We start from the raw sequence: 12,949 nt of genomic DNA on the forward strand, positions 1-12,949 counted from the left end.
GGTGGCGCGGGCCGGGCCGGCGGGGGGAGCCGCGGGGCTCCGGCCCGGCCCGCGCCGTCCGGCCTACGGGACCGGCTGCGGCTGGGTGACGCAGTGGATCCCGCCGCCGCCGGCGCCGACGGAGTCGATGTTGAGCTGCTCGATCACCCGGCCCGGGAACAGGCTCTGCAGGGTGGCCTTGGCGGCGGCGTCGGCCTTGGCGTCGCCGAACTGGGCGGAGATGACCGCGCCGTTGCAGACGTAGTAGTTGGCGTAGGAGCCGACGAAGTTGGCGTTGGTCGACCGGATCACGTTGTAGTCCGGGCCGCCGATCTTGGTGACGGCGAACGCGTGGCCCGCGGCGTCCGTGGCGGCGGCCAGCACCTTGTACTGGTTGACCTCGTCGTTGTACCAGCCGTCCTTCACGTCCTTGGTGTTGGGCTGCTGGACCAGCCCCTTGCCGACCTCCAGGAAGCGGCTGGTGGCGTCCACGTGGTCACGGGTGATGTCGCCGGAGTCGATGTAGCCGTCGAACCAGATCACCTTCGACGCGCCGTAGGCCGCGCACATCGCGGCCTCGGCCTGGGCCTGGGTCATGCCGCCGTTGCGGGCGGGGTCCAGGATGCTGCTGCGGGTGGCCATCAGGGTGCCGGCGCCGTCGGCCTCGATCGCGCCGCCCTCGGCGCAGAAGCCGGCCGCCGGGGTGAAGGCGACACCGGCGTACTCGGCGACCAGCCTGGCGACCTGGGCGTCCTTGGCGTGGGTCTGCTTGTTGCCCCAGCCGTTGAAGTTCAGGCCGATGGCGTCCAGCCCGCCGGCGCCGTCGGTGCGGAACACCGGACCGGAGTCGCGCATCCAGCAGTCGTCCACCGGGATGGAGCTGATCACCGTCACGTTGGCGGCATTGCAGGCCTTCTTCGCGGCCGCGGCGCTGGCCGGGTTGGCGCACATGACGACCGGCTCGTACTTGGCGATGGTGTTGGCGATCAGCGCGATGTTGGCCTGGATCCCGGCGAGCGAGGTGCCGCCGCGACCGCCGCCGCTGCCCCAGATCGCCGTCGAGTCGGGCCAGGCCATCCAGGTGCGGGTGTGCCGGACGGTGTCGATCGGGACCCGGAAGGTGCCGGTGCCGCCCGTGGGAGTGGGGGTCGGCGTGGGGGTGGGAGTGCCGCAGCCGGGGGTGTCGGCGCGGGCGACCTGGGAGGTGCCGCTGTTCGCCGCCCAGACCACGCCGACGGCGGTCAGTCCCGCCGCCGCCAGCACCCGGCGCCGGCCCAGCACCGGCATCTCGGCTCTGCCGGTCGAAGTCTCCGCTGCTACCTGCTCGTTCATCTGCTCAGCCTCCGCGTGGGGGAACCGGCGGAACCGACCGCCGATGGGTGGGAAAGCTATAACTGACCAAGCGCTCGGTCAATACTTCGGGCAGGGCCGTGCCGGACCGTTCCGGCGTCGCGCGCGCCGCCCGGAGCCGCGGCATCGTCCCTGGTCAGCCGCGGCTGGACGGACTCCAGCGGCCGGGCGGGAGCGCCGGAGCGGCCGCCGCCGAAGGCTCGTCCGTACCCGACCGCCGGGCCGGTCCGCACCCGTCGGCGGGCCCGCGCGGACCCGGCGGCCCGGTCGGCGCGGCCGGTTTCTCCGTACGGGATCCACCGGGTCCGGCCGACTCGTTACAGTTCGCGGGTGGCTACAGGTACCAGTGACCCCCGATCCCTGCCCGTCCCGGCGGAGCGGCCGGCCGGCCGCACGCGCGTGTCCGCGAAGGGCGAGCAGACCCGGGCCCGCCTGATCGCGGCGGCCCGGACCCTGCTGGCGGGCGACGGCAGCGTCCCGTTCACCACCCGCAACGTGGCCGCCGCGGGCGGGGTGACCCACGGCATGTGCCACTACCACTTCCAGGACCGGACCGACCTGATCCTGGCCGTCATCGAGTCCATCCGGCCGGAGTGGATCTCCCCCCTGGAGCGGGCGGTCGACGCCCCGGGCGGCTTCGCCGAACGGGCCGAGCGGGTGATCGGCCTGCTGACCCAGCCGGAGGGCGCCGACCTGTCGCGCCTGCACTCGGCGCTGCACTGGTTCGCGCTCAACGACGAGCGGGTGCGGGCCGGGCTGGCCGAGGAGTACCGCCGGTGGCGGGCCTGCTTCGTCGCCCTGTTCCAGGTGCTCGCGGACGAGCGCGGCGGCGGGCTCGACCCTCGCCCGCTCGGCGAGGCGGCCGCCGCGGCCGTGGACGGGCTGGCCGCCATCGAGTCGCTGGACCCGGAGGTCGACGGCGCCGCGGCGGTGCGCGCGCTGATGCACGGGCTGGCCGCCACCGCCGGCGCCGACGGCTGAGCCCGGGCCCGGAGCGACGTCAGGTCGCGGCAGCCACCGGCTGCTGCTGGGTCGAGCAGTGGATCCCGCCGCCGCCCGCGGCGATGGCGTCGATCGGGACCTGGACGACCTCCCGGTCCGGGTGCAGGTCGGCGAGCACCCCTGCGGCCCGGTCGTCGGCGGCCCGGTCGCCGAACTTCGCCATGATCACCCCGCCGTTGACCACGTAGTAATTGAGGTAGGTCGCCAGGAAGTCGTCGCCGCGACCGGTGATCCTCGAGAAGTCGGGCTCGGTCAGCTCGACGATCCGCAGCGTGCGGCCCTTGGCGTCGGTCGCGCCCTGCAGCACCTGCAGCGCCTGGTCGGACGCGGTGGACCAGATGTCCGGCGGGGTGTCCGGGCCGGGGCGGTGCAGGACCACCACGCCCGGCTCGGCGAACCGGGCCAGTGCGTCGATGTGGCAGTCGGTGATGTCCTTGCCCGCGACGCCCTGGAACCAGATCACCCGCTGGACGCCGAGCAGCGCCTCGAGGTCCGCCTCGATCTGCTCGCGGCTGCGGCCGGGGTTGCGGTTGGGGTTGACCAGCGAGCTCTCGGTGGCCATCAGGGTGCCCTCGCCGTCCACCTCCAGCGCCCCGCCCTCCGCGGTCAGCGGCGCCTGGATGCGCCGGATCCCGTACCGGTCGAGCAGCTCGCGGGCGACCTGGCCGTCCGCGTCGTGGGTCTGCTTGTTGCCCCAGCCGTTGAAATTGAGGTCCACCCCGGCCAGGCCGGGCGCGCCGGTGACGAAGGTCGGGCCGGTGTCGCGGGCCCACAGGTCGTCCACCTGGAGGTCGATCACCTCCACCCCCGAGCCGGCCAGCTGCCGGGCCCCGGCACCCTGGTCCGGGCGCGCCATCAGGACCACCGGCTCGAACCGGGCGACCGCCTGGGCGACCCGGGCGATGTCCTGCCGGACGGCGCCCAGCTGGTCGCCCCACACCTCCTCCAGAGCCGGCCAGGCCATGAAGGTCCGGGTGTGCGGCTGCCACTCCGCCGGCATGGCGAAGGCGGACGCCGGGGCGGGCGAGGGGGTGCCGGTGGGCCCCGCCGGGCCCACCGACGGTCCGTCGGACGGCGCGGATGTGGTGGCCGATCCGCAGCCGTCGAGCAGGGCCGCGGCCGCGAGGGCCGCGCCCGAGCGCAGCAGCGTCCTGCGGGTGAGGTCGAGCCGGCTCATGCGGGCCCCCTGGAGGTGCACATACCTGGACGGTTCGGGTGATTCCCGATGGTATGCGGCAGGTGGCCCACCTGCCGGGCGGCCCGCACCCCGGGACGGGCCGCCCGGGCCGGGTCACAGCGCCCGGCGCGCGGCGGCGATGCTCCGCGGGTCCCACCCGGGCCTGGGGACGGAGTCCAGCAGCAGCCGGGTGTACGGGTGGCGGGGCCGGGCCAGCACCTCGGCGGTCGGGCCGGACTCCACGATCTTCCCCTGCCGCATCACCACCACCTCGTCGGTGACGCAGCGCACCACACCGAGGTCGTGGGTGATGAACAGGTAGCCGATGCCGGTCTCGGTCCGGATGTCGGAGAGCAGGTTGAGGATCTGCGCCTGCACCGACACGTCGAGCGCGGCGACCGCCTCGTCCAGGACGAGCACGGCCGGCTCCACCGCCAGCGCGCGGGCGATGGCGACGCGCTGGCGCTGCCCTCCGGACAGCTGCCGGGGCAGCGCGGCGGCCTCCCGGCTGCCGAGGCCGACCTGGTCGAGCAGCTCGGTGATCCGCCGCTCGTGGTCGGTGCCGGGGAAGTGCAGTCGCAGGGTCTCCCGCAGGACGGTGCCGACCGGCATCCGGGGGTCCAGCGAGAGATAGGGGTCCTGGAAGACCATCTGCACCTCGCGGGCCCGGGCCAGGCGCCGGGCCCGGCCCCGGCCCCGGCCCCGTTCGGTACGGTCCCGCCGGTGGACCAGGACCCGGCCGGAGTCGGCGCTCTCCAGGCCGACGATGATCCGCGCGGTGGTGGTCTTGCCCGAGCCGGACTCGCCGACGATGCCCAGCGACCTGCCCTCGGCGAGGGTGAAGGTCACGTCGTCCACCGCCCGGACGCTCCCGTACGAGCGGTGCAGGCCCAGCACCTCGAGGACGGTCTTCCTCATCGACGGCTCTCCCTCCGGCCGGGTCGCGGGGGTGCTCCCGGTGGCTGTGCTACGCATCGGCGTGGCTCCCCTCGCCGGTCCGGTCGCTGTGGTGGCAGGCCACCCGGCGGGCGGGTTCGCCCGGCACCGGCAGCAGGGCGGGTGCCTGCTGGCCGCACAGGTAGGTCGCCAGCGGGCAGCGGGCGGCGAACGGGCAGCCGGTCAGTTCCTCCCGCAGCCCCGGCGGGCGGCCCTCGATGGCGGCGAGCCGGCCCTGCGGGGCCTCCAGCCGCGGGGTCGAGTTCAGCAGGGCCGCCGTGTAGGGGTGGCGCGGGCGGTCGAAGAGGGCTTCGGCCGGGCCGGTCTCGGCGATCCGTCCGGCGTACATCACGTACACCCGGTCGCTGATCGCGGCGGCGAGGCCGAGGTCGTGGGTGACGAACAGCAGTCCGGTGCCGAAGCGTTCCCGCAGGTCGCTGAGGAGGGCCACGACCTCCGCCTGGGTGGTGACGTCGAGGGCGGTGGTGGGTTCGTCGGCGAGGATCAGCGCCGGGTCGCCCATCAGGGCGGCCGCGATCATGACGCGCTGGAGCATGCCGCCGGACAGCTGGCCCGGGTAGCGCCGCAGGACCGCGCCGGTCAGGCCGACCGCCTCCAGCATCTCCACGGCCCGGTCGGTGGCCGCCTGCGCGCCGGTGCCGGCGTTCAGGCGCACGCTCTCGGTGAGGAAGTCCCCGATCCGGCGGAGCGGGTTGATGGCCGCCCGCGGGTCCTGGAAGATCATCGCCGCGGTGTTGGTGCGCAGCCGGCGCAGCTGCTCGGGGGTCATGGTGAGGACGTCCTCGCCGTTGACCCGGACGCTGCCCTCGGTGGCGGCGCCCTTCGGCAGCAGGCCGAGGACGCTGCGCGAGGTGAGGCTCTTGCCGGAGCCGGACTCGCCGACCAGGGCGACGGTCTCGCGGGCGTCGACGGTGAGGTCGACGCCGGCCAGCACGGGCCGGGCGGTGTCGGGCAGGCGCAGCCGGTACGCCTGGATGTCGAGGGTGGTCATCGGTCCCTCCTGGCGACCTGGTCGGCCCAGCGCTCGCCGACGACGTTGAAGGCGACGACGGTCAGCACGATGGCGGCGCAGGGCAGCACCGCCGAGAGCGGGTAGCCGTGCTGGATGGCGGACTGGCCGTCGAAGACCATCCGGCCCCAGTCGGGTGTCAGCGCGGGGACGCCGAGGCCGAGGAAGGAGAGGCCGGCCAGGTCGATCAGGGCGTAGCCGAAGTTGACGGTGGACTGGGCGAGCACGACGGGCGCGATGCCCGGGATCACGTGGCGCAGGCAGATCTGCAGGCCGGAGTGGCCCTGGACCTGGTACGCCTCGACGTAACTGCGGCGGCGTTCGGCGAGCACCAGGGAGCGGGTGAGGCGGCTGACGTACGGCAGGTAGGCGATGGCGAGCGCGATGACGGGGGCGAGCAGGCCCTCGCCGTACACGGAGACGATCAGGATCGCCAGCAGCATGCCGGGGAAGGCGAAGACCAGCTCGGTGCTGCGGGAGAGCACGGAGTCCAGCCAGCCGCCGCGCCAGGCGGCCGCGACGCCGACGGCGACGCCGGCCAGGGTGGAGAAGGCGACCACGCCGAGCGGTCCGAGCAGGGAGGTGCGGGCGCCGATGAGCAGCCGGGACAGGGTGTCGCGGCCGGAGGCGTCGACGCCGAGCAGGTGGTCGGCGGACGGCCCGGCGAGGGCGTTGCCGAGGTCCACGCCGTTGGGGTCGTACGGTGCGAGCCAGGGGGCGAGGAGTGCGGCCAGCACGACCAGGGCGACGAAGCCGAGGCACAGTCGCTGGAGCGGTGCGCGGGTGGTGCGGATCCGGGCCAGGCCGGGTCGGCGCAGGACGGTGGTGCTCATGCGGGGGACCTCCTCGCCCCGAGGGTGACCGTGGGGTCGACCAGCGGGTGCAGCAGGTCGACCACCAGGTTCACCGTCATGAACAGCCCCACCATGATCAGGGAGATGGCCTGCACGGTAGGGAAGTCCTTGGTGGTGGTGGACAGTTCGAGGAGCTGGCCGATGCCGCCGACGCTGAACGCGGACTCCACCAGGACGGTGCAGACCAGCAGGGTGGAGACGATCAGGCCGCCGGTGGTGAGCACGGTGCCGAGGGCGTTGCGGAACACGTGCCGGCGGATCACCTGGTGCGGGGCGACGCCGCGGCTGCGGGCCGCCGTGACGTGTTCCTGGCCGAGCACCTCCAGCATCGCGGCGCGGGTGACCCGGGCGAGCATGCCGATCAGGTACAGGGCCAGGGCGACGGCGGGCAGGGTCAGGTGCCACAGCAGGTCGCCGAAGCCCTCGCCGGTGCCGCCGGTCGGGAACCAGCCGAGCTCGACCGCGAACAGGCCCTGGAGCAGGACCGCCGCGACGAAGGAGGGCGTGCCGAGCGCGAAGGTGGTGGTGACCAGGATGGTCGAGTCGGTGGCGCCGCCGCGGACGGCGCCGATCCAGCCGAGCAGCAGGCCGAGCGCGACCACCAGCACCAGGGCCATGGCGACCAGCAGCAGGGTGGCGGGCAGCCGGTCGGCGAGCAGCCGGGAGACGTCGGTGCGGTAGGTGATCGAGCGGCCGAAGTCGCCGTGCAGGATCTGGCCGGTCCAGCGCAGGTACTGGAGCAGGAACGGGTCGTCCAGGTGGTACTGGGCGTTGATCGCCTTCAGCGCCTCCGGGGAGGCGGAGCGGCCGGAGAGCAGGAAGCTGGCCGGGCTGCCCGGTGCCAGGTACATCGCACCGAAGATCACGAACGAGGCGCCGAACAGGGTGGCGGCCATCTCGGCCAGCCGGCGTGCGGCGAATCTCAGGAAGCTCACCGGGCCGCACCCACGTCCGCGGCCCACGGGTAGTACATGTAGGAGATCGTGGTGGGCGCGCCGGTGATCCGCTTGTTCAGGAAGACCGCGGTCGGCCACTCGGCGACCGGGATCCAGAGCAGCTGCCGGGAGGCGGTCTGCTGGAGCCTGGCCTCGATGGCGTACCGCTGGGCCGGGTCGGAGGCGTTGGTGGCCTGCTTGACCAGGTCGTCGTAGGCGGGGTCGCTGTAGGAGGCGAAGTTCTGGTAGGCGCCGGTCTTGAAGTTGGCCAGCAGGTCGAGCGGGTCGGTGATGGAGTCGTAGTAGGTCTCGGGGAACATGTCGATGCCCTGGCGTGCCTCGGCCGAGGTGAACAGCGAGGTGAAGGCGTTGGGCGCGATGGTCTTCAGCTGGACGTCGAGTCCGATGCTCGCCCCGGCCGCCTGGACGGCGGTGGCCAGCAGGGAGACGTCCTGGCCGATCGGGCTGGTGGCGACGGTGATCGTCTTGCCGGTGGCCCCGGCCTCCTTGATCAGGGCCTTGGCCCGGTCGAGGTCGGGGGTGGTGGGGGTGAGCCCTTCGAAGGCGCTCCTGCGGGCGTCCTCGGGTGCGCCCGCCCAGGCGGCGCGGGTGGTGAGGGAGCCGGTGACGCTGCCGGCGCCGCCGAGGCCGGCCTTGACGAAACCGGAGCGGTCGAGTGCCAGGGACAGCGCCTGGCGGACCCGGACGTCGCCGAGCACGCCCTGCATGTTGGTGACGTTGACGTTGACGGTGCTGAGGCCCTCGCCGAAGGACAGGGTGCCGACGCCGCTGTTGCGCAGCCGGTCGTAGCTCTCGGTGGGGATCAGGTAGCCGCCGTCCGCCTCGCCGCTGATCATGGCGTTGACCCGGGCCGAGGGGTCGGTGAGGAAGCGGAACTCGGCCTTGGCGGACTTGGCCTTGGTGCCCCAGTAGCCGTCGAAGCGGCGCAGTTCGATGGACTGGCCCTTGTTCCAGGCGCCGAGCTCGAACGGGCCGGTGCAGTCCAGGCTGCCGCTGGTGCCGTAGTCCTTGCCCGCCGCCTCCACCCCGGCCTGCGAGGCCACCGCACCGGCCGCGGTGGCCATGTACTGGTTGAACTGCGAGTCGGGCTGGGTGAGCTTGACGGTGACCTGCAGCGGGCCGGTCCTGGTGATGGTGCTGACGTTCTGGAACTGCTGGGCCCAGGCCGCCGCGTTGTCGGGGTTCATCTGGCGGCCGAGGCTGTACACCACGTCGTCGGCGGTCATCACGGTGCCGTCGTGGAAGTGGACGCCGGGACGCAGGTCGTAGACCCAGGTGGTCGGGTCCGGGTTGGTGGCCTTCTCGGCCAGCCCCGGGGCGAGCGTCAGCTGCGGGGTCCACCGCATCAGGCTCTCGCAGACGTTGGAGAGGATGGTGTTCTGCGGGTAGTCGAACGCCGAGATGTAGTCGAGCGTGGGGGGCTCGGCGTACAGCGCCCAGGTGAAGGAGTCGATCGGGCCCTTGGCCGCCGGGGTGTCGGCGGACAGGGTGAACCCGGTGCCGTCGGCGCCGCCGCCGCTCTTCGGCGGTCCGGCGCAGGCCGCGACCAGGGTGAAGGCGGCGAGGGCGGCGGCGGGCAGGGCCAGCCGGCGGACGGTCGGCCGGTGAGCGGCCGGACGGCGGTGCGGGGCTCTGTGGGCTCTTGCCCCGTCCTGGGGGTCCGTCATCGGTGTTCTCTCTTCCGTGCTCACGGGGGTGGCGAGGAGGTGGTCAGCGTCCTGCGGGTCGGTGGGGGCGCAGGGGCGCGGCAAGGGTGGTCCTGGACCGGGTGGTGGTGCGGAAGGTCACACCGCGGGTCGGGCGGCCGGCACCTGCTGGGTGATGCAGTGGACGCCGCCACCGCCGTAGGCGATCACCCGGGAACGGACACCGACGACCTTGCGGCCGGGCAGGGCGGCCGCGAGCACGGCCAGGGCTCCCTCGTCCTCGGGCACGTCGGCGACCGGGACGACGACGCCACCGTTGGCGATGTAGAAGTTGAGGTAGCCCACCTCGGTCTCCTTGCCGTTGACCTGCACGAACGCACTCTGCGGCAGGTCCAGGATCTCCAGCTCGCGGCCCTGGGCGTCGACGGCGGCCGCCAGCACCTCGCGGTTGGCGCGCATCCGCTCGTAGTCGGGGTGGGCGGGGTCGGAGGGCAACTGGACCACGACCTTGCCGGGGGCGACGAAGGCGCAGACGCCGTCGACGTGGCCGTCGGTCTCGGTGTCCAGCAGGCCGCCGTACGGCAGCCAGATCACCGTGGTGACGCCGAGCTTGGCGATCAGCTCGGCCTCGATCTCGGCCTTGCTCATCCCGGGGTTCCGGTTGGGGTTGAGCAGGCACTGCTCGGTGGTGATCAGCGTGCCCTCGCCGTCGACGGTGATCGCGCCGCCCTCCAGGATCATCCGGGAGTCGATCCGCTCGACGCCGAGCCGCTCCAGCAGGGCGGAGGCGATCTTGTCGTCGGTGTCGAAGGGGTGGTGCTTCCGGCCCCAGGCGTTGAACCGGAAGTCGACGCCGGCGCGCTCGCCGTCCGGGCCGAGGACGAAGATCGGGCCGGAGTCGCGGAACCAGGAGTCGTCCAGCGGCAGCTCCACCACCTCGACGCCGTCGCCGCACAGGGCGCGGGCCTCCTCGCCCTGGCCGGGGCAGGCGACCATGGTCACCGGCTCGAACTCCGAGATCGCCCGGGCGACCTGCGCGTACTCGTGCTTGATCTCCTCGAAGGTCTCGCCCCACAGCTCGACCCTGGTGGGCCAGGCCATCAGGCAGCCCTCGTGCTCGGTCCACTCGGCGGGCATGCGGAAGGTCATGGTGTTCTCCTGTGCGGGTGTGCGCGGGTTGCGCCAACGGGGGTGGAGCGGGCGGGGTGGGTGGAGGGGGGCGCGGGTCAGCCGGCGGGCGGCACGGCGGGCTGCGACTGGGTGGCGCAGTGGATGCCACCGCCGCCGCCGGCGACCGCGTCGATGTCGAGCTGGACGACGTCGCGCCCGGGGTAGGCGGCCCGGAGCACCGCGTAGGCGGCGGCGTCCGCCTCGGGGTGGCCGAACTGCGGTACCAGGACGGCACCGTTGACGACGTAGAAGTTGGTGTAGCTGGCCAGGAACTCCTTGCCGCGGCCGCGGATCCGGCCCGGGTCGGGGCAGGCCAGTTCGGTGACGGTGAGGGAGCGGCCACGGGCGTCGGTGGCGCCGCGCAGGATGTCCCGGGCCTGCTCGTGGACGGCGACCCACTTGGCGTCCGCGCCGGGGGCGGGCCGGTCGAGGACGACCTGGCCGGGAGCGGTGAAGCGGGCCAGGTAGTCGACGTGCGCGTCGGTGATGTCCTGGCCGGCCAGGCCCGGGATCCAGATCACCTTGTCGATCCCGAGCGAGGACCTGAGGGCCGCCTCGACCTGGTCCCGGGTGGCTCCCGGGTTGCGGTTGGCGTTGACCAGGGAGCTCTCGGTGGCCAGCAGGGTGCCCTGGCCGTCGGTCTCCAGTGCGCCGCCCTCGCCGGTGAACGGGGCGCGGATCCGGTCGATGCCGTACCGGTCCAGCAGCGCCGCGGCGGCCTCGGCGTCGTTGGCGAACGGCTGGGCGTACCGGGTGCCGGTCTTGCCCCAGCCGTTGAAGTTGGTGTCCACGCCGGCGATGGCGCCGGGGCCGACCACGAAGGTCGGGCCGAAGTCGCGGATCCACAGGTCGTCGTTGGCGATCTCCAGCACGTCGATCGGGTGGTACGCACCCGGGCCGCAGGCGTAGCGGGCGTCGGCGGCCTGGGCGGGGCGGGCCAGCAGCACGACCGGTTCGTAGCGCGAGATGGCGTGGGCGATGTTCGCGATGTCCCGCCGGACGGCGCCGAGTTGGTCGCGCCAGACGGAGGAGAGCGCCGGCCAGGCCATGAAGGTGCGGTCGTGCCGGTCGTGCTCGGCCGGCATCCGCAGGGCGGTGGCGGCCGGGCCGGCCGCCTCGGCCCGCGCGGTCGCGGGCAGGCCGGCACCGAGCGCGACCAGGGGCACCGCGGCGGCGCCGAGCCGGAGAACGGTTCGGCGGGATGGGGCTGGCGTGTTCATGGGACTCCCTGGAGGGTGCTGGGAGGTGTGGTGTGCCACGCATCCTGCCCCCAACTGAAAATTCAGTCAATACTCTCGCGCCCCTGAACCGGCCCATCCGGCACCAGGAGGGCCGCACGTAGCCCAGGACACCCCCGGCCCGATCCGAACACCCGCGACTGACCTGGGATATCAACGGACACCCACCGTCGGAGCCATCCTGAGAATTCGATCAGGAAATCTGCTTCACAACGCCCTGCCACCCGGTAGAGTGATCGCTCGTGTCGGACCGTCGAACAGAGATACTCAGAGCGGCCACCCGCGTCATCACGCGGCGTGGGGTGCGCGGGCTACGCGTGGGAGAACTGGCAGCCGAGGCGGGGGTGTCGACCTCGCTGATCTACTACCACTTCACCGACCGGGCCGGGATCCTGCGCCAGACGCTGGAGTTCATCAGCGACCGCGCGGACCGGTACACCGCGGAACGCGACCCCGCCGCACCGTCCGACAGCCCGCGGGCCGAACTCGAACAGGTCCTGCTGCTGGAGCTCCAGGACACCGCCGAGGTACGGGAGAACAGCACCGCCTGGGGCGAACTGAGGGCCAGCGCGGTCTTCGAACCGGACCTGCGCGAGGAGCTCGCCAAGGCCACCCACACCTGGGTCCACGAGATCGCCGAGCTGCTCGGCCGCGCCCACCCCGCCGGGACGGCGCCGGCCCACGCAGCCTCGGCCGAACGCCTCACCTCCCTGCTCGAAGGCCTCAGCGTCCGCTGGCTCAGCGGCTCCCTCCCGCTCGACCACGCCCGCCGGCTGCTGCGCGACGCCATCGACGCCGAGCTGCGCCCGCGCTGACCCCGCCCGTGGGGCCGACCCCGCGGTGGGCCGGCCCCGCGGCCGTCCGGCAGCGCCCGGACCGGGGCCTGTCCGAGCTATTGACTGAATTTTCAGTCAATGCGACAGTGGTCGCCACACCCCCATGAACCCAACCCTCCGACACCGCACTCCCCGTCGTACTCCGCCCGGCACGTGTCCCACGGCATCGGAGCAGGCCGGACCGCACCGTCGCTCCGGGTCCATGGGCACCCCGCACGATCGCCTCGACGCAAGACGCCCCGTCACCGGACGCCTCGATGCGATGCCGGGGCCGGCCCTCACCCGCAGGGCGAAGTCCAGGAGACTGGGAGCACCCTTCCGATGCTTGCACACCTGCTCGACCCGCCGGTCGAGGCTCCGCCAGGATTCCGGTTCGACATCCGCCCGGCGGCCACGCCCGCCGGGGTGGGCGCCGTGCGGCGGCTGCTGCGCGACGCCTTGACCGCCGCCGGGGCCGACCCCGACACGCCCTGTCTGCTGCTGTCGGAGCTGCTGACCAACGCCGTGCTGCACGGCGCGGCCGCCTCGGTGGTGATGGAACTCCGCGACGGCCGGGTGCTGATCGTGGTCGCCGACCACTCCCCCGCCCCGGTCGAGCGGCTGCCGGAGAGCACCGTACGGACCGGCGGCCGCGGCCTGGCCCTGGTCGAGGCGCTGGCCGACGCCTGGGGCGTCGCGCCCTTCGGCGCCTGCGGCAAGGCCGTCTGGGCCTCCGTAACCGCCGCGTGACGGCTCCCGCCCGACCGGCCCCCGCCCGGCCCCCTCCCGACCGGCC

The 12,949-nt window shown here is 73.4% G+C and carries 12 protein-coding genes; 3 read left to right on the plus strand and 9 right to left on the minus strand.

Features of this window, described 5'->3' with window-relative positions; translation table 11 throughout:
• Positions 1 to 63: 63 nt before the first annotated feature.
• On the minus strand, positions 64 to 1,311 hold the full coding sequence (locus tag AA75_RS05575; protein WP_082526276.1) for an agmatine/peptidylarginine deiminase: 1,248 nt from the start codon (positions 1,309 to 1,311) through the stop codon (positions 64 to 66).
• A gap of 348 nt (positions 1,312 to 1,659) precedes the next feature.
• Here AA75_RS05575 and AA75_RS05580 point away from each other — a divergent pair, with 348 nt between their 5' ends.
• Positions 1,660 to 2,310 carry a TetR/AcrR family transcriptional regulator gene (locus AA75_RS05580; protein WP_149037962.1) on the plus strand — a complete coding sequence of 217 codons (651 nt, stop codon included), beginning with the start codon at positions 1,660 to 1,662 and terminating at the stop codon, positions 2,308 to 2,310.
• 19 nt (positions 2,311 to 2,329) lie between these two features.
• Here AA75_RS05580 and AA75_RS05585 read toward each other — a convergent pair whose 3' ends face one another.
• The 8 genes from AA75_RS05585 to AA75_RS05620 all read right to left on the minus strand — a co-directional run bounded on the left by AA75_RS05585 (position 2,330) and on the right by AA75_RS05620 (position 11,320).
• Positions 2,330 to 3,508 carry an agmatine deiminase family protein gene (locus tag AA75_RS05585; protein WP_033818634.1) on the minus strand — a complete coding sequence of 393 codons (1,179 nt, stop codon included), beginning with the start codon at positions 3,506 to 3,508 and terminating at the stop codon, positions 2,330 to 2,332.
• Between the two features lie 114 nt (positions 3,509 to 3,622).
• Positions 3,623 to 4,426: an ABC transporter ATP-binding protein gene (locus AA75_RS05590; protein ID WP_033818635.1), complete on the minus strand. Its 804-nt coding sequence runs from the start codon at positions 4,424 to 4,426 to the stop codon at positions 3,623 to 3,625.
• 49 nt (positions 4,427 to 4,475) lie between these two features.
• Complete coding sequence (locus AA75_RS05595) at positions 4,476 to 5,456, minus strand: ABC transporter ATP-binding protein (protein WP_033818636.1); 981 nt, start codon at positions 5,454 to 5,456, stop codon at positions 4,476 to 4,478.
• Positions 5,453 to 6,307: an ABC transporter permease gene (locus AA75_RS05600; RefSeq protein WP_033818637.1), complete on the minus strand. Its 855-nt coding sequence runs from the start codon at positions 6,305 to 6,307 to the stop codon at positions 5,453 to 5,455. The genes AA75_RS05595 and AA75_RS05600 overlap by 4 nt, the downstream gene beginning before the upstream one ends.
• The gene (locus AA75_RS05605; protein ID WP_082526278.1) at positions 6,304 to 7,263 is read right to left on the minus strand and encodes an ABC transporter permease; all 960 of its coding nucleotides are present in this window, start codon (positions 7,261 to 7,263) and stop codon (positions 6,304 to 6,306) included. Before AA75_RS05605 ends, AA75_RS05600 begins: the two co-directional genes overlap by 4 nt.
• Positions 7,260 to 8,951 carry an ABC transporter substrate-binding protein gene (locus AA75_RS05610; protein ID WP_051811892.1) on the minus strand — a complete coding sequence of 564 codons (1,692 nt, stop codon included), beginning with the start codon at positions 8,949 to 8,951 and terminating at the stop codon, positions 7,260 to 7,262. Before AA75_RS05610 ends, AA75_RS05605 begins: the two co-directional genes overlap by 4 nt.
• 117 nt (positions 8,952 to 9,068) lie before the next feature.
• On the minus strand, positions 9,069 to 10,079 hold the full coding sequence (locus tag AA75_RS05615; protein WP_033818638.1) for an agmatine/peptidylarginine deiminase: 1,011 nt from the start codon (positions 10,077 to 10,079) through the stop codon (positions 9,069 to 9,071).
• 77 nt (positions 10,080 to 10,156) lie between these two features.
• Positions 10,157 to 11,320 (minus strand): agmatine deiminase family protein, encoded by a 1,164-nt coding sequence (locus tag AA75_RS05620; RefSeq protein WP_033818639.1) that lies wholly within the window; start codon positions 11,318 to 11,320, stop codon positions 10,157 to 10,159.
• Positions 11,321 to 11,580: 260 nt separating this feature from the next.
• Between AA75_RS05620 and AA75_RS05625 the strand changes: the two genes are divergently transcribed.
• Together AA75_RS05625 and AA75_RS49055 are read left to right on the plus strand one after the other, a co-directional pair.
• Positions 11,581 to 12,153, plus strand: coding sequence for a TetR/AcrR family transcriptional regulator (locus tag AA75_RS05625; protein WP_033818640.1), 573 nt, complete (start codon positions 11,581 to 11,583; stop codon positions 12,151 to 12,153).
• A 342-nt stretch (positions 12,154 to 12,495) separates the two neighbouring features.
• Positions 12,496 to 12,903, plus strand: a complete 408-nt coding sequence (locus AA75_RS49055; RefSeq protein WP_051811893.1) for an ATP-binding protein — start codon at positions 12,496 to 12,498, stop codon at positions 12,901 to 12,903.
• Positions 12,904 to 12,949: the final 46 nt, after the last annotated feature.

The organism is Kitasatospora sp. MBT63, assembly GCF_000710465.2.
Taxonomy (GTDB): Bacteria; Actinomycetota; Actinomycetes; order Streptomycetales; family Streptomycetaceae; genus Kitasatospora.

Coding starts and splice junctions, on each gene's coding strand:
- AA75_RS05575 (WP_082526276.1), bottom strand. CDS start 1,311: ATGAACGAGCAGGTAGCAGCGGAGACTTCGACCGGCAGAGCCGAGATG.
- AA75_RS05585 (WP_033818634.1), bottom strand. CDS start 3,508: ATGAGCCGGCTCGACCTCACCCGCAGGACGCTGCTGCGCTCGGGCGCG.
- AA75_RS05590 (WP_033818635.1), bottom strand. CDS start 4,426: ATGAGGAAGACCGTCCTCGAGGTGCTGGGCCTGCACCGCTCGTACGGG.
- AA75_RS05595 (WP_033818636.1), bottom strand. CDS start 5,456: ATGACCACCCTCGACATCCAGGCGTACCGGCTGCGCCTGCCCGACACC.
- AA75_RS05600 (WP_033818637.1), bottom strand. CDS start 6,307: ATGAGCACCACCGTCCTGCGCCGACCCGGCCTGGCCCGGATCCGCACC.
- AA75_RS05610 (WP_051811892.1), bottom strand. CDS start 8,951: ATGACGGACCCCCAGGACGGGGCAAGAGCCCACAGAGCCCCGCACCGC.
- AA75_RS05615 (WP_033818638.1), bottom strand. CDS start 10,079: ATGACCTTCCGCATGCCCGCCGAGTGGACCGAGCACGAGGGCTGCCTG.
- AA75_RS05620 (WP_033818639.1), bottom strand. CDS start 11,320: ATGAACACGCCAGCCCCATCCCGCCGAACCGTTCTCCGGCTCGGCGCC.
- AA75_RS49055 (WP_051811893.1), top strand. CDS start 12,496: ATGCTTGCACACCTGCTCGACCCGCCGGTCGAGGCTCCGCCAGGATTC.